The organism is Arthrobacter sp. EpRS71, assembly GCF_001512285.1.
Lineage (GTDB): Bacteria > Actinomycetota > Actinomycetes > Actinomycetales > Micrococcaceae > Arthrobacter.
On sequence record NZ_LNUV01000006.1, the window covers coordinates 793895 to 814039 of the forward strand.

Genomic DNA, 20145 nt, shown 5'->3' on the forward strand with positions numbered 1-20145 from the left:
TCATTCGAGCCTGAGGGGGCAGTGCTATGAAGAACGGATCCTTGACATTCGCGGTGGCTATGGTTGCTGGGGGATTGCTCCTGAGCGGCTGCTCGGGTACCAGTTATTCCGGCTTGGAGGCGTTGCAACGGGAGGCGACGGCGGCGGACAAGGCCCCGGAAGGGCTGACCATGGGCGAGGTTGAGCTGGAAAAGATCCTTCTGGTGGCGGAGGCCAACGGAAAAAAGTACTACTTGGGAGAAGGCAGGCAACACCGGCCGACGTGCCTGATCGTAGAATCCGCCGACGCGTATTTCTCGCATAGTGGCTGTAGTGAGTCCCTCCAGGGAGAGCTGTTGAGGATTAGTGGCCCAGACCAGAAATCGGCGGTGCTGGTTTCGGACGGCTACGACACCAAGGAGCTGGAGTCGAGCGGATTGACGAAAATCCACCCGAACATTCTGGTGGTAACTAACTGATTCTCCGCGGGGACCTCACCAGCACGGCCACCGCGATGCCCACCACGGCTCCCACCAACGTCTCAATGGCACGCTCCATCACCAGCACCCCTGGATCCATGGGGGCGGCCAGTTGCGCGATCAGCAGGATGACCGGCGTGAAGAACACCATGGCCCATCCGTAGTGCCGTGCCATGAACAGCTCTGTGGGGAACTGGCACAGCACCACCAGCACAGCGAGTACCACCGCGGTGTGGCCCGGGAAGTACTGAAGCGGCGATAGCGGACCGGGATAAAGCACGACGGCGACTATCCCCAAACCGAGGAACGTCCCTACAATCCGGTGGATACCGCGGTGGACGCGGCTCGGGAGGTCGGCTCCTGCGAGGGGCACGGCCGCTGCGGCCATGGCCCAGTGCGGGTGGCCGCTGCCGCTCAGGACGCCGATGACCCCGGCGGCACCGACAGCGAGCGAGTAGCGGGCCGCATGAACCAGGGCCGACTGTCGGAGTGGGCCGCGCAACACCGGAACCTCGCGCGCCGCACCGGCCAGCCAGGTGCGCCGCCGCAGCCAGCCCGAAAAGCCCACCAGCATGGAAAAGGCGGCGGACGCGGCTCCGATGAGCACCGCCGTCGTGAACGGAACATTGGTGGGCACGGAGGCGCAGGCGCCCAGGGCGAGAATGCCGAAGAACGGGCCGATGGGTTTGAGCCGGACGGCATCCGCGTACAGGGATCCGACGCCGGCAAACGCCGTAGCCACCAGCACCAACCACCATGAGTGGATGTGGTTGACGGAAAGGAACACCCCGATGGTCAGACCGCCCACCAGGAACAGGGCAGCCTGGGCCTGGTGTTTGAGCCTGGCTTGGTGAGTCTCGTTCCGTCCGTACATGCCGGTCAGCGCACCGAACACGGCGTACATCATGAGGTCCGGGCGGCCGATGAGAATCAGGAACAGCCCAGGGGCTGCAACACTCAGGGCCACGCGCACTGCCGAGAGGCGATCGTTGTTAGCCGGGCCCAGCCGGTGGAGTTCGCGGGCGTGGACCATCAATGCGGGCACGGGCGAACACCACCAATCAGTCAGGGTTGTCTTTGAAAATTATCAGCATCCCCGCCCGGACCGCCATAAGCCCGGTCACAACCCGTAGCGGACTCTGGCGCGCGGAACAGGGAAGGAATGGGAAGATCGAGGTATGCCAGTCGCCTTCGTTTGCCGCACCCGCTCCACCATGCCGCCGCAGGATCTGTTCGATCTTTCCCGCAACATCGATGCCCACGTGGGGTCCATGACCCAGAGCCGCGAGAAAGCGATCGGCGGCGTCACCACCGGACTGATCTCCGAAGGTGAGACTGTCACCTGGCAGGCGTGGCACCTCGGAGTCCGGTTCCGCATGACCAGCCGCATCACGCGGATGGAGGCACCGACGTCGTTCTCTGATGAGCAGGTGAAGGGCCCTTTCAAGTACCTCCGCCACACGCACGAGTTCCGGCCCGAAGGCAGTGGAACGCTCATGGTGGACACCATCGAATTCGCCGCGCCGTTCGGCCCGCTGGGCAGGCTGGTGGAGAAGCTGATCCTGGCCCGGTACCTGCAGAACCTTATTGAGAAGCGCAACGAGTTCCTTGTCGCCGGAGTCCAACCAGGCTTGGACTCCGGGCAATGATCAGGCTCGCGCATGCGGACGACCTCCTGGTTCTGCAGGAGATCGAGCGTGCCGCGGGCGAGGCTTTCAGGGCTTTGGGAATGGATTCCATCGCGGATGATGAACCACTCTCCGTTGACGAGTTGAGCGCCTACGCCGCAGCCGGGCGGGCATGGGTGTCCGTGGACGGGCTCGACTACCCTGTGGCGTACTTGTTGGCGGACATCGTTGACGGCGACGGCCACGTGGAGCAGGTCAGTGTCCATCCGGATCAAGCTCACCAGGGCCTGGGGCGGGAACTGTTGCATGCCGCACGGGTGTGGGCGCGGGGCCACGGAATGCAGCGGCAGACCCTCAGCACTTTCAGGGATGTGCCATGGAATGCTCCGTATTATCGGCGCCTGGGTTTTGACGTGCTCGACGCCGGATCCTGGGGTCCCGGCTTGACCCACCTGATGGAGCACGAGGCGGAGCTGGGCCTGACGCGCTGGCCGCGCGTTGCCATGTGGCGGCCCGTCGTTCCGCCGGACCTTCCTACTTCCTGAGCCTGACACGGACGGCGGCGCCGGCGCAGATGATCACCGCGAGGCCACCCACCACGGTGGTCCAGGTGATGGACTCGCCCAGCAGGAGCCCGGCCCACGCAATGGTCATCACGGGTTGGACGAGTTGGATCTGGCTGACCTGCGCCATGGGCCCGATAGCCAGGCCGCGGTACCAGGCAAAGAAGCCGAGGAACATACTCACCACCCCCAAGTAGGCGAAGGACAGCCACTGGGTGCCGGATGCGGAGGGCAGTCCGGAGCTGAGCGAAACCGCAGTCAGGATGATCATCACTGGCGAGGCGACCACCAGCGCCCAGGAGATGGTCTGCCACGATCCGAGTTCGCGGGCCAGCATGCCACCTTCTGCGTAGCCAACGGCAGCGGCAAGCACGGCAGCCAGCAGGAGCAGGTCCGCCCAGTGAAGCGAGCCGAACCCTCCGGACTGGACCAGCGCAAAGACCAAGGCCGCGACCACTCCGGTGAACGTCAGAACCCAGAACAGCGGGCGGGGGCGTTCGCGTCCCCTGATCACGGCCGCGGTGGCCGTGGCTGCGGGCAGGAGCGCGATCACCACGGCTCCATGGCTGGCTGACGTGCTGGTCAGGGCAAAGGTAGTGAGCAGCGGGAACCCGGCCACGATCCCTCCTGCCACCACAGCAAGGCGAATCCACTGACCGCCCTGCGGTAATCGCTGCCGCGTAAACGCCAGAGCCAGCGCCGCAAGAACGGCGGCCACCACGGCCCGGCCCGCTCCAATAAACAGGGGAGACATGCCTTCCACAGCCACCCGCGTGAGCGGAACGGTGAAGGAGAAAGCGACGACGCCAAGGAGGCCCCACCAGACACCGGTCGATGTCCGGGTGGATATCACTGGCCGCGAAAGGGTAGTAGCGCTACTATTGTGACTCATGAACAACGATAGCAGTTCCCGAATTGTCTCGCGACTAAAAGAGTGGATCGCGGGGGCTGCGCCCGGAGCCAAACTGCCATCAACCCGCCAACTCGTGGCGGAGTACCAAGCCAGCCCCGTCACAGTGCAGAAAGCCTTGAGGACGCTCACGGCGCAGGGCCTCATCGAGAGCCGGCCGGGGGTGGGGACCTTTGTGCGCGCCTACCGCTCAGCCAGGCCCTCGGATTACGGCTGGCAAACAGCGGCGTTGCGGGCAGCCCAAACCGCCCGCCCGCTGAACTCCGGGGCTATGAGGAGCGCGCCCAATGATGTGATCGCGTTCCACTCCGGGTATCCGGACCGCGAACTCCTCCCGGAACGACTCGTCCGCGCCGCCCTCACACGGGCCGCCAGAGGGGGCGCTGCCTTGTCCCGGCCTCCCGCGCAGGGACTTCCTGAGCTCCAGGCCTGGTTTGCGCAGGAACTCAGTACCTCCACGCCGGTGGGCGTCACGCCTCCCCAGCCCAGCGACGTCGTGGTCCTTCCTGGAAGCCAAAGCGGACTCAGCTCGATTTTTCGCGGGTTGGTAGGCCATGGCCGGCCGCTGCTGGTGGAGTCACCCAGTTACTGGGGCGCGCTGCTGGCTGCGGGTCAGGCGGGTGTGAAAGTCATCCCTGTCCCCAGCGGCCCGGAGGGGCCGGACCCGGAAGAGCTGGACAGGGCCTTCGAAGAATCGGGTGCGCGGTTGTTCTACGCCCAGCCCAACTTCGCCAATCCCACGGGAGCGCAATGGCCGGCGGAACGCGGCGAGGAGGTGCTGCGGATCGTCCAACGCCACGGAGCTTTCCTTGTGGAGGACGACTGGGCGCACGACTTCGGCATCACCGCGTCTTCCGTGCCACTGGCCGCCAAGGACGATTCCGGCCACGTTGTCTACATCCGCTCCCTGACCAAGAGCGTTTCGCCGTCCATCCGCATCGCAGCCATCATTGCCCGGGGCCCGGCGCGTGAACGCATTATGGGTGCGCAAGCTGCCGAGTCGATGTACGTCAGCGGCGTGCTTCAGGCGGCAGCGCTCGACGTCGTCACGCAGCCCGGGTGGCAAACTCACCTCCGTGGACTCAGCCATCAGCTGCAGTCCCGCCGGGATCTCCTGGTCACCAGCCTTCGCGAACACGTTCCGGAGGCCCACCTCAGCCACCTGCCCAAGGGTGGCTTGAACTTGTGGGTGCGGATGCCGGACGGGTTCGACGTCGATCAGCTCACCAAGGATTGCGAGGCGGCCGGTGTGCTCATCGCCGCGGGTGCGGAATGGTTCCCCGAGGAGCCGGAAGGGCCGTATATCCGGCTCAACTACGCCGGCCCCAACCCCGGCCGTTTCCCGGAAGGCGCACGGATCATTGGCGAGGCGGTGCGGGGGTTGCTGGGATCCTGATGCTTTCCCGTTGCCAGCCCGCTATCCCGTCGCGGGGCAGCAACGCAGGCGCGGGGGAGCGACGGGGTTGCGCGGGTGAGCCTGCAGGTGTTTCGGCCACCGTACGACCGTAGCCCGGCCGCCCGGTTTGATCGATCCCATGCTTCTCGCGGGTCATGAGATGGATCTCGTGGCCGTCGGGATCCTTGAAGACCACCAGCCACGCCACCGTCGCATCAATGATGGGTGAGTGCTGCACGTTGTGGCGGTCCAAGTGATCCAACCAGGCCTCGAGGTCTGCACGGGTTTCGATGTCGAAGGCCAGCTCCAGCCCTTCCTGGGGGACCGCCCCAGGGTTGGCCCGGAAGGACAAGCCCACCGGGTTTGGGCCGGGCACGCGGCCCGCGGCCCCTTGGATCACGCCACTGGAATCGGGGAATTCCATGATGGTCTCCCACCCGAAAATCAAGGAATACCAGCTCCGTGTTGCTTCGAGATCCACCACGGGGAGCTTCACCCCACGAAGTCCCAGTGACGGCGGAACCATGTCAGCTGTCATCTCAATCACTCCTTATGCAGCAAGACTGAATTAATGCACCTATACTGCACTTCATGAGCGTTGATGACAAGAGTTCCAGCGTTGACCCGAGAATCCGGAGGACCGAACGGGCAGTCGTCGCGGCAGCCCGGGTCCTCTTCGAACGCCAGGGCTACGCCGCCACCACCATGAGCCAGATCGCACAGGAAGCCGACTGCGCCGAGCGGACCCTTTTCCTGCGATTCAGCAGCAAAGCAGAGTTACTCAAACGCGTCGTCGACCAGACGTTCCGGGGCCCGGTAGATGCGGGGCACCATGAATCAACAGGTCAGCGCGAAGTTGCGGCCGAACAGCCCGCTGGAGAGTCACTGGAATCCCGCCTCCGGGCATTCGCTGCAGGCGTGGCTGACACCATGATCCGCACCGGGCCCCTGTTTGCCGTCGCCCGTGAAGCTGAGGCCAGTGAGCCCCTGATCGCTGCCGCTTTCGACGCCGCTCGGCGGGATACCATCGCCGCCTCGCATCGCATGTGGGAGGGCCTTGCCCGCGACCGGCTGATTAGTGCCGACGTGGACGTTGCTTGGGTGGCCGACACCACCGGGCTGCTGGCGTCCGCCGACGCCTACCTCCTCATGAGGACTGCCATCGGCTGGGACCGGCTCCAGCTGGAGGAATGGCTGCTCCGGACCTGGCTGCACTTTGCCAGCCCAAGCAGACCGGGACCCGCCGCCTAAGCCGGGGACCCGCCGTCGTACGCCCTTCAGCGTGCGCCTCTTAACAGCCGTAGCCACCAGCACCAAGGAGAGCGCCTTGGGGTTGGTGGCTACGGTGGGCGGCAAGCTGCCGCGAACTAGCTGAATCGCTATGCAGAAGTTGCAGGCAGTGAGTTCCTAAGCGGGAGTCAGGTCCTTGTTGCCTTTGCCGAACACGGCGTCATCAATGGGCTGGCCGTCGAACGGCATCTCGTCCAGGTTGATGAGCGGGTTGGTGTCCTGCGTTGCTACGAGCTCGCGTGCTTCAGCCTGGGTGTCAACACTGGGCATGGAGCCCGGCAGCGGACGCTGGGCGGATTCACGCAGGAAGTAGATGGCGATTGCGCCCACGATGGACGTTGCCATCAGGTAGTACGCGGGCATCATGTCATCGCCCGTGCCTTCGATAAGGCCCTGGACGATGAACGGCGTGGTTCCGCCGAAGATCGCCACCGAGAAGTTGTAAGCGATGCCCATTCCGCCGTAACGGCTGGACGTCGGGAACAAGGCCGGCAGGGCCGAGGCAAGGTTGGCGATGTAGAACGTCACCGGGAAAGCGATCAGTGCAAGGCCTGCCAGTGTGGACCAGATCTCGCCGATACCGATCAGCATGAACGCCGGGATGGAGAAGACGATGGTGCTGCCTGCGCCAACCCACAGCACCGGACGGCGTCCGATGCGGTCGGACAACTTGCCCGTCAGCGGGATGCACACGGCCATGATCACCAGGACCGGGATGGTCAGCAGGGTGCCGTGGACGGGGTCGTAGCCCTTGGAATCCGTGAGGTACGTGGGCATGTAGGACGTCAGTGCGTAGCCAACAGTGTTGGCAGCTGCGGCCAGGATCATGGCCAGCACGATCTGGCGCCAGTAGGCCTTGATGATGCCCACCGGGCCCTTTGCCACTGCAGCATCCTGTGAAGCTGCATCCTTGGCGGAGGCTTCCTGTGCGTCCAAGGTTGCCTGGAACTGGGGGGATTCCTCAATCTTGCTACGGAAGTACACCGCGATGAGGCCCAGCGGACCAGCGATCAGGAACGGAATCCTCCAACCCCATTCCTCCATGGCTGCCTGTCCGAGCGTGAGCTGCAGGACCGAAACCAGGGCGGCGCCGAGGGCGAAGCCGATGTAGCTGCCCATATCAAGGAAGCTGGCGAAGTAGCCGCGGCGCTTGTCCGGGGCGTACTCGCTGACGAAGGTTGTGGCACCGGCGTACTCGCCACCGGTGGAGAAGCCCTGGACGAGCTTCAGGATGACCAGTAGCGCTGCGGCCCAGATGCCGATCTGCGCGTAACCGGGGAGGAGGCCGACGGCGAACGTACTTGCCGCCATCAGCAGCAGTGTTGCTGCGAGGACCTTCTGGCGGCCGACTTTGTCACCGAGCCAACCGAACACGATGCCACCGAGGGGGCGGGCGATGAAAGTTGCGGCGAACGTGCCCAGAAGGAAGAGTGTTTGGACCGACGGGTCTGCTTCGGGCAGGAAGACAGGACCCATGGTGGTGATGAGGTAGCCGAAAACGCCGACGTCGTACCATTCCATGGTGTTGCCGACGATGGTGCCGCCGAGTGCTTTGCGCAGCATCGGCTTATTCACCACGTTGACGTCGGACTCTTTGAGCCGCCGCTTCGGGCGAAGCTTCGTTTTCTTCGTTGCGTTCTTTACTGCGTTTGTGGCGGCCGGGGTGGGGCCTGCCATTACCTGGGTCCCGGTGGCGTTCCTTGCGCCATCCGGAGAGACGGTGTTGCTTTGGTCTGTGGGCATTTGGGCTTCTCCTAGGGAGGTCATTTGCTTGCGACTTCTGCTGCCCCGCTCTGGGCAGGGTTTCAATTTTACGCGTTTTGGACCAAAAACCCGAGTTGAGATCGTATTTTTGGGCCTAAAGAGGGTGCAAATTGCCTAGTTGTGTTGCATCTCATTACCCGCTCTTGCCCTGCAACCATGCGGATCCAACCCCGTTTTTGCCCTCCGGAGCACGTTGTTACCAAATTGTTTAGCTGAGCCCATGTAACAGGGGCGAATCGGGCCTAAAAGCTGACTGTTTGGGAGTCGTCACTCCGATCGTCGTGCCCACAAATACGGGCCGGGCAGTTGCGCGAGTAGGACCAGCCGGTGGCACATTGACGGTGGCCACCAGCATTGCGCCGATGGCCACCGCTCCCGGTAAGGGGATGTTGTGCCAGAACAGGCGGACCACATCAACGACTAGTCGGATGATGTTGACCACCAGGTTCCAGGCGCCCCATGGTTCTTCACGTTTCCGTTTGGATTCCATGCCGGCACCTCCTCCCGGAGGAACAGGGCACGGCCTGCACGTGTCTGTGGGCACAACAACGTTGCGCCCTACGTGCGTAGGGCCATACACTCAAAGTGTTCGGATTTGAGGCTGTGACCCTCTGACCGCACCAATGAGCGCACCGCGCTGAACAAAAGACCCGATTGCACTCGGGTCTTTTGTTCGTTAACGGCACAGCAGGCTCTTGCCGGATGATTCCAGCGTATCGGCCAGAAGGCGCCTCAACGACCACGCCGGCGTAGCTTCCAGCTAGAGCCGTGCTTCCGCAAACCGAGGGGCCATAGACTCCATCTGCTCCATCACCAGTTTGATCGCTTCAGGCTGCTTGTCCGGCGGGTACCCGAAACGGACCAGAAGCCTCTTGATCGAGGAACGAAGTTTTGCCCTGACGTCATCGCGCACCGTCCAATCGGTCCGAACGTCCCGGCGCATCACTGACAGCAGCTCGCGGGCGATATCGGCGAGCACGCCTTCGCCCTGTATCTCCACGGCAGATTCGTTGGAGGCCACAGCGTCATAGAAAGCCAGCTCGTCCGAATTCAGAGGGGGCGTGAAATGAGTGCCTCGGTTGCCCTCGGCAGCGACTTCGCGTGCCAGCTCCACCAACGCCGCGATGATCTCCGCCTATGTCAGCTGCTGGTTGGTGTACTTCCGCATCAGCTCGGTAATGCGTTCAGAGAAGGCCCGCTGGCGCATCACTGACCACCAAATTTGCCGAGTTGGAGGCATCGAAGACGGCCGGGTGGGACGTCAACTGAAACAGTGAAGGCCGGCACCTGAAAAGGTGTCGGCCTTCGCTTTCTCCTTTGGCCCTCACTCCCTGGCTCGTGACCCGAGCACCACGGTTCCCCCGAGCGACTCGTCCGAGGCCACCTTCGAGGACAACCCGGCCCCGTCCAGAATCCGGGCCGACTCAGGCGCCTGCTGCACGGAGGTTTCCATCAGCAAAGACCCACCCGGCGCAAGCCATTGAGCCGCCCCCAGCGCTACCCGACGCTGGACCGCCAAGCCGTCAGCACCGCCGTCGAGCGCTACCTTCGGCTCGTGGAGGCGCGCCTCCGGCGGCATCATTCCAATGGACTCCGTAGGGACGTACGGCGCGTTTGCCAGCAGGACGTCCACTCTTCCGCGGAGTTCACGGGGGAGCGCGTCATAGAGGTCACCTTGGTGGACCCGCCCGCCCCGGGGCTCAACGTTGCGTCGCGCGCACTGAACTGCGGCGGGGTGGATGTCGGAGGCGTGCAGTTCACAGCTCTCCAGAAGATCGCTGAGCGCGGCACCTATCGCACCGGAACCGCAGCAGAGGTCCACGACGACGGCTCCTGGTTTGGCGATCATCGCCGCCTGGCGGACCAGGAACTCCGTGCGACGCCGGGGCACGAACACTCCTTGGCTGACGGTCATGCGTTTCCCGCAGAAATCCGCCCAGCCCACAATATGCTCCAAGGGAAGTCCGTTGCGGCGTTGGTCCACCATGCGGCGGAGCTCATCCGGATGCCGGGCGGCGTCGATGAGGAGCCGGGCTTCGTCCTCCGCGAAAACACAGCCGGCGGCGCGCAGGGTGGTGGCGATGGATACGCTCCGGGTCACGTTTGCCATGCTAGCCGAGGACTACTTCCGGTGCGGTGGGAATCGTGGTTCAAAGATGCTGCAGATGAGGGGTTCACAAATCCGCCGGGACTTGGCTAGGGTATGACTCATGGGAACACTGATTTTTGAGTAGACCGGCCTTTGCCCTGAGCGGCACAGCCGAGTTTAACCTGACAAAAATCCACGCCTGTTGAGGCCCTGCCTCCATGCCGTTCCCGTTCTCGACGCCTTTTTCCCGAACCGCAACGACATAGGATACGTGTCTCTTCAGGACTCACACTTTGAGGAGTCCACATATGACTGCCAACCCTTCCGAAAACAAAAAGACCCCGGCCGCCGGTGGTATCAAGTCCAAGTTGACCGACGCCCAGAAGGCCATGCTGGCCAGCAAGTCCGGGGGCGGCGCTCCGGCCGGCTGGCAAAGCACCGGCAAGGGGCACAAGCCCACCTCCGCCAGCGGCAAGCAGGCCAAGACCGAGAAGAAAGTCCGCTGGTAAACCTGCGGAGAGGCACACTGAAATACAGCACACTGGAAAGGGAAAATCATGACTGCGAATCACGAGTCTGACCGCATCAATCCTGAGGTTGCAAGCCACTTGGTGGAGTCCATGGACATGGCGCCCATGCCCGAACCAACCACTGTCGCCGTTGCCCTGGGCGCTGATCAGGGCAGGCAATGGCCGGACGGGAACGGTAAGCGCCGCCACCCGAAGGAACGCGATCAAGCCCATGGCCGCATGGGCCAGGGAGCAGCTGTGACGGCGATCCACAGGACCAGCCGCCCGCAGATGCCGCACTCCTCCTAGCGTCACCCGAACCAACCCACCCGAACCAACCCGCGTAGCCAGCCCAACTGGGTCGCAGTTCAGGTCGTTCTCAGCGCTCAGAACGACTCGATCTGCTACCTAGTTGGGCTGGCTGACGTCGTCGGGGGACTTGTCCGGACGCCAGCCACGCCACACGGGATGACGCAGCCGGCCGGGTCCCGTCCATTCGCCGAAAGTCACCTCGGCCACCAGGTCCGGGCTCACCCACGTGGCACCCGCTGCATCCTCGCGGGGAATGTCCACGAAAGGTGATCCGCTCACCACCCGCGGCTCAAGACGCTCCATAATGTCCCGCAGTTGCCAGTCCTTAAAACCGGTGCCAACCCTGCCCACGTAGTGCAGCTTGTCGCCGTCGGGGATGCCCAACAGCAACGCGCCGAAAGTCCCGCTCCGCGCCCCAGCGCCGGGCCGCCAACCGCCCACCACCACCTCCTGGCTTTGCTCCAGCTTGAGCTTGATCCAGGACCTGCTGCGGCGGCCGATCACATAACGACTGTCGGCCTTCTTGGCCATGACACCCTCCAGACCAAGCTCGGCTGCGCTGGTCATGAGGTCCTCCACGTCATGGTCAAGGACTGAAGACAGGTGCAGCGGAGAGCCTGCCGCAAACCGCCCTGCAAACCCGGAAAGCCGCTCGCGGCGTTCGCGGAACGGCAGCCCACTCAGGTCCGTGCCGTCGTCGTACAGAAGATCGAAGACCATGAGCTGCACCGGAACCGATGCCCGGGCACGTTCGATGTCAGCGGTCTTGACCAGGTTCATCCGGAGCTGCAACCGCCCGAAATCAGGCCTGGACCCCTTACCGAGCGCCACGATTTCGCCATCCGCCACAAAGTCGCCCTCAGGCCAGGACGCGCGGTCGGTCAACTCCGGGTACGTGGCCGTGAGGTCGTTCCCGTTGCGGCTCATCAGGCGGATCTTGCCCTCCGTGCCGGTGATGATCGCCCGGATCCCGTCCCATTTCAGCTCATACAGCCAATCGTCGCCGCGGAGTTCTGCTGTGGTGCCGGAGGTGGCCAGCATGGGGGTGTAATTGGGCATGGGCACCGGACCGACGGCGGCAGCAGGCTTGGGCGAGGACGTCGCCGTGGTGATCTTCCGCCCGCCCGCCTGCTCCTTCATCAGGTGGATCAGCCAGTTCTGTCCCGTGTTGATGAGCGCGAAGCGTTTGGTGCCACCAAGCCCGCCACCCGGCTCGCCTGTGAGGGTCGCGATCACTTCCTTGCCATCGCGCCATTTCTCGCAGGTGTAGTCGCCGCGGTCCCAGATGCTGACCGTCCCCGCACCGTACTCGCCCTTGGGAATGACGCCGGCAAAGGTGGCGTAGTCCATGGGGTGGTCTTCGGTGTGAACGGCCAGGTTGTTCCGCTCCGTCGTTTCGGGAACGCCGCGGGGGAGCGCCCAGGAGACCAGGACGCCTTCATGCTCCAGGCGGAAGTCGAGGTGGTAGCGGCGGGCGTGGTGCTCTTGAATGACGAAAATGCCGCCGGGTGGCGGCGGCTCGCCCGGCTGAGGCTGGTCTGAGGACGAGCGGCCCGGCGCGCCACTGGAAACGGCCGACGACGACGGGAACGGCTCCGGGGTTTTGTCCGGATCGCGCATCCCGACGTACTTGGCGAGACGGTTCTCGACTGTCACCACCCGCTCACGGTCGGCGCCCGAACTGCCGGTGCCCGAGCTACCGGTGCCCGAACTACCGGTGCCCGTACCGCCCGCGCCAGGACCGCCGTCGTCCTTCTCTTCCTCCCCGTGCGGCGGCAGGTGCCGTTCGGAAATCGGCGCGAAGTGGTCTTTGCCTGTCTTGACCCGTTTCATCACGGAAAGAAAGTCCAGGTGCTCCAACGACGCGGAGGCGAGCTCCCGCCACGTGCGCGGCGCTGCGACGGTGGGCTGAGCTTTTCCGCGGAGTGAGTACGGGACGATGGTGGTCTTGTTGCCGCTGTTCTGGCTCCAGTCCACCAGCACTTTGCCGTGGCGGAGGGACTTCTTCATATCGCTGACCACCAAGTCCGGGTGGTCGGATTCCAGGGCGCGGGCGAGCTCGTGGGCGAAGGCGGACACTTGCTCGGACTTCAGTGTCCCGTCGAGGCCTGTGTAGAGGTGAATACCTTTGCTGCCGCTGGTGACAGGGACCGGCTCCATGCCCATGTCCTGAAGGATGGACCGGGCCAGCTCGGCTACTTCCACACACTCAGGCAGGCCAGCACCGGGGCCGGGATCGAGGTCCAGCACAAAGCGATCGGGCCTGAGCGGCTTCCCGGAGGCGTCCACCTGCCACTGCGGAACGTGGATTTCCAAGGACGCGATCTGCGCCATCCAGGTGAGTGTGGCCAGGTTGTTGACCAGGGGATATACGTTGGAGTGGTCCGAATGCTGGATGGCGGCACGGGGAATCCATGTGGGCGCGGAGTCCTCCAGGTTTTTCTGGAAGAAGACCTGCCCGGGGTGTTCGGCGGTGCCCACTCCGTTGACCCAGCGCTTGCGGGTGACAGGACGGTTGGCAGCGGCGGGGATGAGGAAAGGTGCCACTGCGGCATAGTATTCCAGCACTTCGGCCTTGGTGGTGCCGGTTTCCGGGTAGATGATTTTGCCCAGGTTGGTGAGGGTGAGCTCGTGGCCTTGCACGTTCACGCGCTCTTGTTGCTTGCCTGCCACCTCTTCTCCTCTGCTGTGTTGTGCTGTTGACTGGGTGCATGAGGGCCATTTGGAAGGGATCCATCGCGTTCGGTCTGGTCAACGTACCAGTGAAGCTCTATAGCGCCACAGAGGATCACGATATTGGCCTGCATCAAGTCCACAATAAGGACGGCGGCCGAATCCGGTACCAGCGGAAATGCGAAATTTGCAGCGAAGTGGTGGCTTATGAGGATATTGATAAGGCCTACGAGGAAGAGGGCCGCACCGTGGTCCTTACCTCGGCTGAATTGAAGTCATTGCCTGAGGAGAACAGCCGCGAAATTGAGGTGGTGGAGTTTATCCCCGCCGAGCAGTTGGACCCCATCATGTACGAGCGCAGCTATTTCCTGGAGCCGGATTCCAAGTCGCCCAAGGCCTATATGTTGCTCCGGCAGACGCTGGAGGACACGGACAGGATCGCGATCGTGCAGTACGCACTGCGGCAGAAGACCCGGCTGGGGGCGCTCCGTGTTCGTGAGGACGTGTTGTTGCTCCAGGCGCTCCTGTGGGGGGATGAGGTCCGTGAGGCCAAGTTCCCGTCCCTGGAGACGGATATCAAAATCTCGGATAAAGAACTGGAAATGTCATCCGCCCTGGTGGAGTCGATGGCGCACGACTTTGACCCCGATTCTTACACCGATGATTACCAAGCCCAGCTGAAGACCTTGATCGAGGCCAAGCTGGAGAAGGGTGAAGCCCTGGACACCGAGGCCACCTTTGGCGTGGTGGAAGGGGAGGGCGAAGGCGGCGACGTCATCGACCTCATGGAAGCGCTGAAGCGCAGCCTGGATAAGAAGCGCGGCAAGGAAAAAGCGGACGACGACGGCGCTGCCGCCACCAAAACGGCCAGCAAACCGAAGGCGCGGGCCAAGAAAAAGGCGTGAACCGGCGTCGTCATTCCATAAAAGCGGCGGCCGTCATGTGGGCGGCCGCCGCTTTTGTTTGGTTTTAGTGATTTCGCAACATGGAGATCAGTTCGGATTTCTTCTTATCTGAGTAGCCTTTGAGCCCTAGTTCCTTGGCGCGGGCCTTCAATTTGTCCACGGTCTAATCGTCGTAATCTCCTGACTTCCCTCCTTTGCTGCCTACTTCTTTGCGGCCCTTGGCTGCGGCGGCGTTGGAGATACGTGCGGCCTTCTCCTTCGAAGCGCCATCGTCGCGAAGCTCTTCATAGAGCTGTGGGTCCTTCAAACTGGAAGTCTTCTTTCCCGGCATGATGTGTTTCCTTTCCCTCTTTCGGCTGGTCTCTACCTCTACTAGGCCCCGGTTTCGTAGTGCGGTTCCGCCACAGGTTTGGACTCGGGTGAACCCCGCTCACGGAGGTACACGGAAGCTCCTACCAGGACGGCTACGGCAAGGAACTCACTTTGCCAGTTCTGGAAGGACTCAAACCAAAACTGACTGGAAGCCATGTATTCCCACGTGGAAACTTTGGACAGGCCATGGCTCAGCTGCTCTTCGTTGTAGGCGGCCGTTCCACCAATGGCGTGCAGGGTGAAGGACGCCAGGAACAACAGGCCCAACAGTCCAGAGAGTGAGTGCTCGTAAACCTTCAGGACCCACCCGCCGCGCCTGACCGGCCACGGGGTCTTGCTGGTCTTCTTGGCGTCGCGCGGATCTTCATCTTGCGGAGAGACCTTATCCATGGGCTTGGACTCGGATGAACCCTTTTGGAACAGGAAAACCGTGAGGACCACGTACATGGCCATTTGCAGGAACTCCGACTCCCAATTCTCGAAGATGGCTTCCACAAAATGTCCTGTGGCGAGGTACTCCGGGATGCCGATGGGTGGTCCGCCGTGGCTTTGCTGCTCCTCGCTGTAACTTGCTGCCCCGGAGATGATCATTCCGCCGAAAAACATGACGAACAAACCCACATTCACCAGCAACAGCCCGTGGTTCTTTATCCACTGCGCCATCGGTCCTCGTTTCACAGAGTCCTCGTGGGCTTTGCTGGGGAGCAGCATCGCTCATTCTTCCCGGGTATCGCCGTTGCTGCGCATTCCTTGCCGCTGCAGCCACAGCGGCATTCCGACCACCAAAACCAGCAGCACCAGGATGATGAAACCGCCTGCCACCAATCCTGCGGTCCTGCCTGCAGTGACATCGAAGACCAGCGATGCCGAACCGGCAATGAGGATGGTCACTCCGGCCAACGCCCACTTGGTGATGGTGTCTGCGCTGGAGACGAGCACATTTTTAAGTCCTCGTCTGAAGAGTCTGCGGTGCACGCTGACAGGGAGCACAATCAGGACAGTGGTCAGGGCTGCCACCATCACGTTGAAGAGGTAGAGGCTCCGTTGCCAGTCGTCCAACTCTCCGAAGCGATCATGGAAGGGTAGCGTCAGCAGGAAGCCGCCCAGAATCTGGACGCCGGTCTGGAGCACCCGCAATTCCTGGATCAGTTCCATCCAGTTACGGTCCATGCGCTCCTCGGTGGACTCGTTCCTGCCGAATCTGGGGGCCTGCTCCGGCTCTACCATTCATACACCTCTGCGGATTTGGTGGACGCCGGCGTTGCGCCGGACTACGGTCGGACTGTCAGCATTCCCCGGCGTTTGACCGGGGCCTCAACGGATTTCCAAGGAGGAAGAAATGAGCCAGGACGAGCACCGGGTGGACCCGGACCACGAGCCCGGAGGTTACGGAACGCCCACGCCCGAACAGGAAATGCCCGGTCAGGGTGATGAACGCGAGACGCCGGAACGGCCCGCCGCGGATATACCTGACTCCCAGGGAGTACCTGAAGCCCCGTCTGACGAGTTCCCCACGCCCCGGAATCCGGATGCGGCCCCACCACCCTCGGCCACAGGAGAAGGCACGGACGGCAACTAGTGATGTGAGAGGGCTGTTCACGCCGCACGTTCAGTAGCGGGAACAGCCCTCGCGGTCTGTAGATGCTGATTGCCTGCAAGTGCCTGTTGGCTACCCCCATAGCTCTGGGCGGACCAGATCCGGCTGCTTTATACCGTGTGGCCTCTGCGACCCGACATGAAGTTCAGCAACCAGCCGATGGCTGCGACAACGAGCAGGATGACCCCTACCCACAGCAACCAGTTCAGGGCCTGGGTGAAGCCACCCACAATAAGGAGAACAATTGCTACTACACCAGCAATGATCAGAAGCGTATTCATGGTCAGCACATTCCTTTCCGGGGGCACCTTTTGACGATTGTCGAGGATTCCCAACTATGCATTCCTACTTACTTCGATTTAGTTATGCCGGTACTTGGGGAGTTTTGAGGCCCCAGGTGCCTTTGTCGCTGCAAAGTACGGCCTTCGCCCGGATGGCTGGAGTTCGCCCGTCGTGAACAGCAACACTCCTCATTGTACTACTAAGCACCCTTATGAAAGGCTTATGGAAGTCGTCATTTGATGATGGGGCGGTGCCGGAGTTTTTGGCCGGCACGGATTTTCGCTCAGATGAATGTCCAAGAGAGGAACACATGAAAGCGTCACAGCAACTTGCAGACAACCTTCAGATCGTCCTGACAGACCTTATCGAGCTACAGCTCCAGGGAAAGCAGGCCCATTGGAACATCGTGGGACCGAACTTCCGGGACCTTCACCTGCAGTTGGACGAGCTCGTGGTGGCCACCCGCGAATTTGCGGACGATACCGCAGAGCGTATGCGGGCGCTCCACGCCCTTCCTGACGGCCGCAGTGCGACCATCGCCAAGGGCACGCGCCTTGAGGAATTCCCCGCCGGCCTGGTGAACACCAAGAACGCGGTAAAACTGGTCACCGACCGCGTGGAACGCGCCGTCCAGACCATGCGCGACGTCCATGACGAAGTGGACGAGGAAGACCCCACGACGGCGGACCTCCTGCATGCCTTCATCTCCCGTTTGGAGCAGCTGGTGTGGATGATCAACGCGGAAATCATGAACGCCGGCGCTGCCGTGACGGACCCGGACGAAGCCTAAACGGCACCCGGACCCGGCTGCTTGCGAACAGGGCGGATAGACCGTGCCCAGGTTGAAACGGAGTGACCTCTCCAAGCCAGGCATTATCCGGCGCAAGGTAGGGAAGGGATTCAGCTACCGCCACCCGGACGGAAGCTTGGTCAGCAAAGAGGATCGCCAGCGCATTAATGCGCTGGCGATCCCGCCTGCGTGGACCGATGTGTGGATCAGCCCCTTCGAGCATGGGCACATTCTCGCCACGGGTGTGGATGCTGCTGGACGGAGCCAATACATCTACCACCCGGGCTGGCGGGAGCGGAAGGACACCGAGAAGTTCATCCGCGCTGCCAAATTGGGATCTGTCCTGCCTGCGGTTCGCCGCAACGTGACGGTCCATCTTCAAGACGGCGCCGACCCCCGGCAACAGACCCTTGCTGCTGCAGTGCGGTTCATGGACCTGGGTGCCCTGCGCGTTGGCTCGGAGATTTACATGAAGCAGAACGGCTCCTACGGGCTCACCACGCTCCGCTGCCGCCACGCGAGGGTGGACGGGCCGGACGTCTTCCTCAAGTTCCCCGGCAAGAGCGGCCAGCTCTGGGATATGTCCATCCATGATCCCGCGCTGGCAGCGTTCCTGGAACCGCTGGCGGAGCGTCCGGGCAAGGAGCGCCTGCTGGCCTACCAGGCCAACGGAACATGGGTATCCGTCGACGCGTCCATGATCAACGAATACCTGCGAGGAATCGCCGGGGAGGCGTACACGTCCAAGGATTTCCGGACGTGGAAGGGTACGGCCGCGGCGGCTCTCAGCTTGATCAAATCCGGCCACAAAGGAACGCCCCGCCAAGCGATTGTGCGGGCCATCAAGGAGACTTCGGAGCTTCTGGGTAACACCCCGTCGGTGGCCCGCTCCTCTTACGTGGACCCCAGGATCATTGAGGGCTACCTGTCCGAAGAGCTCAAGGACGTGAAGCCTACCGAGGCGTCGATCGCGGCTTACTTGAACGGCGAGCCGAAGATTTAGGCCCACCCCTGGGCTGATCCTGTCGTTTTTTGAGTACACTCGTACTAACAAAACGGCGGCCATCGCCTTGTCGGCACACGGCTTGAGGAGCTTTCGATGATTCTGTTCGCAATCGTGGTGTGCGAAGTTGCGTTCTGGGTAGCGATTCTCGCTGGCCTAACAGCTCGGTATGTGCTGCGGCGCCCCCGCCTTGGCGGAGCTCTCCTGCTCCTTGCTCCGGTGATCGATGCTGTTCTGCTTGCCTTGGTCGCTGTGGATCTGCTGGGCGGGGGGACAGCCTCGTGGCACCACGGATTGGCAGCGATCTACATTGGCGTCTCAATCGCTTACGGAAAACGCATGGTGTCCTGGGCGGACGCGCATTTCCAGCACCGGTTCGCCGGCGGACCCGCGCCTGAACGACTCACAGGAACCCGTTACACGGTGAAGTGCTGGCGGGATGTACTTCTCACCACGCTGGCGGTGGTGATCGCGGCGGCGACGCTGGGAGCGATCATCCTTCTCGTGGACGACGCAGAACGAACCGCTGCCCTGTCCGAGTTCTTTCGTATTCTGGGCCTCATCTTCGCCATCGATTTCCTGTGGGCTGTGAGCTACACGATCTGGCCGAAGAAGCCCGCCCGGGCACTGCCGGCCGCTACTCCTTCACGCTGAGACCATGCCACGCAGAATCGACGCAGAGGCACGTACCGCAGCAATTGCTGAAGCTTCCCTACGTGTCCTCGAACGTGATGGATTGTCTGGCCTGTCCGTGCGGGGGGTCGCAGCGGAAGCCGGCATCGCCGCGGCCTCGCTGCGGCGTGCGTTCGCCACGCAGCATGCCCTTCGGGAGTACTGCCTGCAGCTCATTGAGAATCGCGTCATCGCCAGGATGATGGCACTCGAGGTCACCGGGCGGGCTCTGGTTGATGAGCTGCTGTTGCAGTTGCTACCTCTCGACAAAGAACGGCGCCTGGAACTCGTGGCGCAAGTCCAGCTCGGCGTGCTTTCCCTCACCGACAGCGAGCTGCGTCCTGCTGCGGTCCGGCTGAGCGACGGCGTCGGGCGCGCATGCCACGCCGCCGTCCGGATCCTGACTGAAGCGGGTCAGTTCCACCGGGGCCGCGACCCCGAGTATGAAGCACAGCGGCTACGCGCGCTCCTGGATGGGATCGCGATGAACGGGTTATGGAGTGGAGAACTGAAGGCGGCTGGTCCCATGCTCAGCATGCTCGCACGCCACCTCGACGAGCTCGCCGAACCCTAAGGGAAAACGCAAAGAGCCTGGCGACACCCACATGCGGGTGTCGCCAGGCTCTTTCCGTGCCCGCTGAGTGGTTGCCTACTCGGCGTCGTGGTCCGTTTCGAGGATCTTGACCAAGCTGTCCAGCGCGGCGTCTGCGCCTTCACCTTCGGCGCGGAGCACTACGACGTCGCCGTGGGAGGCGCCCAGGCTCATGAGGGACAGGATGCTGGCGGCGTCCATGGCGTCATCGGCGGGCTCGCCCTGACGTGCGATGGTGACGTCGATGTCCAGGTCTCCGGCTGCCTCCGCGAAGATGGCTGCCGGGCGGGCGTGGAGGCCCACACGGCTTGCGATGGTTGCTGTACGTTCTGGCATTGGT

The 20145-nt window shown here is 62.8% G+C and carries 24 protein-coding genes and 2 pseudogenes; 13 read left to right on the forward strand and 13 right to left on the reverse strand.

What is annotated here, in order from left to right; translation table 11 throughout:
* Positions 1-26 precede the first annotated feature (26 nt).
* Positions 27-458, forward strand: coding sequence for a hypothetical protein (locus AR689_RS13870; protein WP_062071057.1), 432 nt, complete (start codon positions 27-29; stop codon positions 456-458).
* Here AR689_RS13870 and AR689_RS13875 read toward each other — a convergent pair.
* Positions 451-1491: an FUSC family protein gene (locus tag AR689_RS13875; protein WP_502686027.1), complete on the reverse strand. Its 1041-nt coding sequence runs from the start codon at positions 1489-1491 to the stop codon at positions 451-453. The two genes, AR689_RS13870 and AR689_RS13875, sit on opposite strands and share 8 nt — an antisense overlap.
* A 145-nt stretch (positions 1492-1636) precedes the next feature.
* On the opposite strand from AR689_RS13875, the gene AR689_RS13880 reads away from it, so the two are divergent.
* The gene (locus AR689_RS13880) at positions 1637-2107 is read left to right on the forward strand and encodes an SRPBCC family protein (protein WP_062071061.1); all 471 of its coding nucleotides are present in this window, start codon (positions 1637-1639) and stop codon (positions 2105-2107) included.
* Positions 2104-2631 (forward strand): GNAT family N-acetyltransferase, encoded by a 528-nt coding sequence (locus AR689_RS13885; protein WP_062071063.1) that lies wholly within the window; start codon positions 2104-2106, stop codon positions 2629-2631. The genes AR689_RS13880 and AR689_RS13885 overlap by 4 nt, the downstream gene beginning before the upstream one ends.
* Here the strand turns inward: AR689_RS13885 and AR689_RS13890 are convergent.
* On the reverse strand, positions 2621-3541 hold the full coding sequence (locus AR689_RS13890) for a DMT family transporter (RefSeq protein ID WP_062071065.1): 921 nt from the start codon (positions 3539-3541) through the stop codon (positions 2621-2623). The genes AR689_RS13885 and AR689_RS13890 overlap by 11 nt on opposite strands.
* On the opposite strand from AR689_RS13890, the gene AR689_RS13895 reads away from it, so the two are divergent.
* Positions 3540-4955 (forward strand): aminotransferase-like domain-containing protein, encoded by a 1416-nt coding sequence (locus tag AR689_RS13895; RefSeq protein WP_062071067.1) that lies wholly within the window; start codon positions 3540-3542, stop codon positions 4953-4955. The genes AR689_RS13890 and AR689_RS13895 overlap by 2 nt on opposite strands.
* Here the strand turns inward: AR689_RS13895 and AR689_RS13900 are convergent.
* Entirely contained in the window at positions 4918-5493 is a 576-nt protein-coding gene (locus AR689_RS13900; protein ID WP_062071069.1) for a VOC family protein, read from the reverse strand. The two genes, AR689_RS13895 and AR689_RS13900, sit on opposite strands and share 38 nt — an antisense overlap.
* A gap of 53 nt (positions 5494-5546) precedes the next feature.
* Here AR689_RS13900 and AR689_RS13905 point away from each other — a divergent pair, with 53 nt between their 5' ends.
* On the forward strand, positions 5547-6206 hold the full coding sequence (locus AR689_RS13905; protein WP_062071071.1) for a TetR/AcrR family transcriptional regulator: 660 nt from the start codon (positions 5547-5549) through the stop codon (positions 6204-6206).
* Between the two features lie 156 nt (positions 6207-6362).
* Here AR689_RS13905 and AR689_RS13910 read toward each other — a convergent pair whose 3' ends face one another.
* The 4 genes and pseudogenes from AR689_RS13910 to AR689_RS13925 all read right to left on the reverse strand — a co-directional run bounded on the left by AR689_RS13910 (position 6363) and on the right by AR689_RS13925 (position 10119).
* Positions 6363-7988, reverse strand: coding sequence for an MFS transporter (locus AR689_RS13910; RefSeq protein ID WP_062071073.1), 1626 nt, complete (start codon positions 7986-7988; stop codon positions 6363-6365).
* 229 nt (positions 7989-8217) lie between these two features.
* Positions 8218-8499 (reverse strand): hypothetical protein, encoded by a 282-nt coding sequence (locus tag AR689_RS13915; RefSeq protein WP_062071074.1) that lies wholly within the window; start codon positions 8497-8499, stop codon positions 8218-8220.
* Between the two features lie 270 nt (positions 8500-8769).
* A pseudogene (locus tag AR689_RS13920) lies at positions 8770-9222 on the reverse strand (type I restriction enzyme endonuclease domain-containing protein); the annotation flags it as partial.
* 111 nt (positions 9223-9333) lie between these two features.
* The gene (locus AR689_RS13925) at positions 9334-10119 is read right to left on the reverse strand and encodes a putative protein N(5)-glutamine methyltransferase (protein ID WP_062071078.1); all 786 of its coding nucleotides are present in this window, start codon (positions 10117-10119) and stop codon (positions 9334-9336) included.
* A 287-nt stretch (positions 10120-10406) separates the two neighbouring features.
* Between AR689_RS13925 and AR689_RS13930 the strand changes: the two genes are divergently transcribed.
* Complete coding sequence (locus AR689_RS13930; protein ID WP_062071080.1) at positions 10407-10607, forward strand: hypothetical protein; 201 nt, start codon at positions 10407-10409, stop codon at positions 10605-10607.
* Positions 10608-10655: 48 nt separating this feature from the next.
* Positions 10656-10916 carry a hypothetical protein gene (locus AR689_RS13935; protein WP_062071082.1) on the forward strand — a complete coding sequence of 87 codons (261 nt, stop codon included), beginning with the start codon at positions 10656-10658 and terminating at the stop codon, positions 10914-10916.
* Positions 10917-11015: 99 nt separating this feature from the next.
* On the opposite strand, the gene AR689_RS13940 is transcribed toward AR689_RS13935, so the two are convergent.
* Positions 11016-13592, reverse strand: a complete 2577-nt coding sequence (locus AR689_RS13940) for an ATP-dependent DNA ligase (RefSeq protein ID WP_062071083.1) — start codon at positions 13590-13592, stop codon at positions 11016-11018.
* Between the two features lie 38 nt (positions 13593-13630).
* On the opposite strand from AR689_RS13940, the gene ku reads away from it, so the two are divergent.
* Complete coding sequence (gene ku / locus AR689_RS13945) at positions 13631-14497, forward strand: non-homologous end joining protein Ku (protein WP_062071085.1); 867 nt, start codon at positions 13631-13633, stop codon at positions 14495-14497.
* Between the two features lie 64 nt (positions 14498-14561).
* On the opposite strand, the pseudogene AR689_RS13950 reads toward ku, so the two are convergent.
* From AR689_RS13950 to AR689_RS13960, 3 genes and pseudogenes are all read right to left on the reverse strand, one after another.
* Positions 14562-14828, reverse strand: a pseudogene (locus AR689_RS13950) (DUF7218 family protein).
* Between the two features lie 41 nt (positions 14829-14869).
* Positions 14870-15580, reverse strand: coding sequence for a DUF6766 family protein (locus AR689_RS13955; protein WP_231745522.1), 711 nt, complete (start codon positions 15578-15580; stop codon positions 14870-14872).
* 3 nt (positions 15581-15583) lie between these two features.
* Positions 15584-16096, reverse strand: coding sequence for a DUF6328 family protein (locus AR689_RS13960; RefSeq protein WP_062071087.1), 513 nt, complete (start codon positions 16094-16096; stop codon positions 15584-15586).
* 112 nt (positions 16097-16208) lie between these two features.
* Here AR689_RS13960 and AR689_RS13965 point away from each other — a divergent pair, with 112 nt between their 5' ends.
* Positions 16209-16448, forward strand: a complete 240-nt coding sequence (locus AR689_RS13965) for a hypothetical protein (RefSeq protein WP_062071089.1) — start codon at positions 16209-16211, stop codon at positions 16446-16448.
* Positions 16449-16576: 128 nt separating this feature from the next.
* Here AR689_RS13965 and AR689_RS23350 read toward each other — a convergent pair whose 3' ends face one another.
* On the reverse strand, positions 16577-16747 hold the full coding sequence (locus tag AR689_RS23350; RefSeq protein WP_197412883.1) for a cytochrome c-type biogenesis protein: 171 nt from the start codon (positions 16745-16747) through the stop codon (positions 16577-16579).
* 311 nt (positions 16748-17058) lie between these two features.
* Here AR689_RS23350 and AR689_RS13970 point away from each other — a divergent pair, with 311 nt between their 5' ends.
* The 4 genes from AR689_RS13970 to AR689_RS13985 all read left to right on the forward strand — a co-directional run bounded on the left by AR689_RS13970 (position 17059) and on the right by AR689_RS13985 (position 19787).
* Complete coding sequence (locus AR689_RS13970; RefSeq protein ID WP_024819119.1) at positions 17059-17538, forward strand: Dps family protein; 480 nt, start codon at positions 17059-17061, stop codon at positions 17536-17538.
* A gap of 43 nt (positions 17539-17581) precedes the next feature.
* Entirely contained in the window at positions 17582-18541 is a 960-nt protein-coding gene (locus tag AR689_RS13975) for a DNA topoisomerase IB (RefSeq protein ID WP_062071091.1), read from the forward strand.
* 96 nt (positions 18542-18637) lie between these two features.
* Positions 18638-19195, forward strand: a complete 558-nt coding sequence (locus AR689_RS13980; protein WP_062071092.1) for a hypothetical protein — start codon at positions 18638-18640, stop codon at positions 19193-19195.
* 4 nt (positions 19196-19199) lie between these two features.
* Entirely contained in the window at positions 19200-19787 is a 588-nt protein-coding gene (locus AR689_RS13985) for a TetR/AcrR family transcriptional regulator (protein ID WP_062071094.1), read from the forward strand.
* A gap of 75 nt (positions 19788-19862) precedes the next feature.
* Here AR689_RS13985 and AR689_RS13990 read toward each other — a convergent pair whose 3' ends face one another.
* Positions 19863-20141 carry an HPr family phosphocarrier protein gene (locus AR689_RS13990; protein ID WP_024819123.1) on the reverse strand — a complete coding sequence of 93 codons (279 nt, stop codon included), beginning with the start codon at positions 20139-20141 and terminating at the stop codon, positions 19863-19865.
* Positions 20142-20145: the final 4 nt, after the last annotated feature.

Bases quoted from the DNA above. Each gene is read 5' to 3' on its own strand.
- AR689_RS13870 (WP_062071057.1), top strand. From the start codon at position 27: ATGAAGAACGGATCCTTGACATTCGCGGTGGCTATGGTTGCTGGGGGA.
- AR689_RS13875 (WP_502686027.1), bottom strand. From the start codon at position 1,491: ATGGTCCACGCCCGCGAACTCCACCGGCTGGGCCCGGCTAACAACGAT.
- AR689_RS13880 (WP_062071061.1), top strand. From the start codon at position 1,637: ATGCCAGTCGCCTTCGTTTGCCGCACCCGCTCCACCATGCCGCCGCAG.
- AR689_RS13885 (WP_062071063.1), top strand. From the start codon at position 2,104: ATGATCAGGCTCGCGCATGCGGACGACCTCCTGGTTCTGCAGGAGATC.
- AR689_RS13895 (WP_062071067.1), top strand. From the start codon at position 3,540: ATGAACAACGATAGCAGTTCCCGAATTGTCTCGCGACTAAAAGAGTGG.
- AR689_RS13890 (WP_062071065.1), bottom strand. From the start codon at position 3,541: ATGAGTCACAATAGTAGCGCTACTACCCTTTCGCGGCCAGTGATATCC.
- AR689_RS13900 (WP_062071069.1), bottom strand. From the start codon at position 5,493: ATGACAGCTGACATGGTTCCGCCGTCACTGGGACTTCGTGGGGTGAAG.
- AR689_RS13905 (WP_062071071.1), top strand. From the start codon at position 5,547: ATGAGCGTTGATGACAAGAGTTCCAGCGTTGACCCGAGAATCCGGAGG.
- AR689_RS13910 (WP_062071073.1), bottom strand. From the start codon at position 7,988: ATGCCCACAGACCAAAGCAACACCGTCTCTCCGGATGGCGCAAGGAAC.
- AR689_RS13915 (WP_062071074.1), bottom strand. From the start codon at position 8,499: ATGGAATCCAAACGGAAACGTGAAGAACCATGGGGCGCCTGGAACCTG.
- AR689_RS13925 (WP_062071078.1), bottom strand. From the start codon at position 10,119: ATGGCAAACGTGACCCGGAGCGTATCCATCGCCACCACCCTGCGCGCC.
- AR689_RS13930 (WP_062071080.1), top strand. From the start codon at position 10,407: ATGACTGCCAACCCTTCCGAAAACAAAAAGACCCCGGCCGCCGGTGGT.
- AR689_RS13935 (WP_062071082.1), top strand. From the start codon at position 10,656: ATGACTGCGAATCACGAGTCTGACCGCATCAATCCTGAGGTTGCAAGC.
- ku (WP_062071085.1), top strand. From the start codon at position 13,631: ATGAGGGCCATTTGGAAGGGATCCATCGCGTTCGGTCTGGTCAACGTA.
- AR689_RS13955 (WP_231745522.1), bottom strand. From the start codon at position 15,580: ATGCTGCTCCCCAGCAAAGCCCACGAGGACTCTGTGAAACGAGGACCG.
- AR689_RS13960 (WP_062071087.1), bottom strand. From the start codon at position 16,096: ATGGTAGAGCCGGAGCAGGCCCCCAGATTCGGCAGGAACGAGTCCACC.
- AR689_RS13965 (WP_062071089.1), top strand. From the start codon at position 16,209: ATGAGCCAGGACGAGCACCGGGTGGACCCGGACCACGAGCCCGGAGGT.
- AR689_RS23350 (WP_197412883.1), bottom strand. From the start codon at position 16,747: ATGAATACGCTTCTGATCATTGCTGGTGTAGTAGCAATTGTTCTCCTT.
- AR689_RS13970 (WP_024819119.1), top strand. From the start codon at position 17,059: ATGAAAGCGTCACAGCAACTTGCAGACAACCTTCAGATCGTCCTGACA.
- AR689_RS13980 (WP_062071092.1), top strand. From the start codon at position 18,638: ATGATTCTGTTCGCAATCGTGGTGTGCGAAGTTGCGTTCTGGGTAGCG.
- AR689_RS13985 (WP_062071094.1), top strand. From the start codon at position 19,200: ATGCCACGCAGAATCGACGCAGAGGCACGTACCGCAGCAATTGCTGAA.
- AR689_RS13990 (WP_024819123.1), bottom strand. From the start codon at position 20,141: ATGCCAGAACGTACAGCAACCATCGCAAGCCGTGTGGGCCTCCACGCC.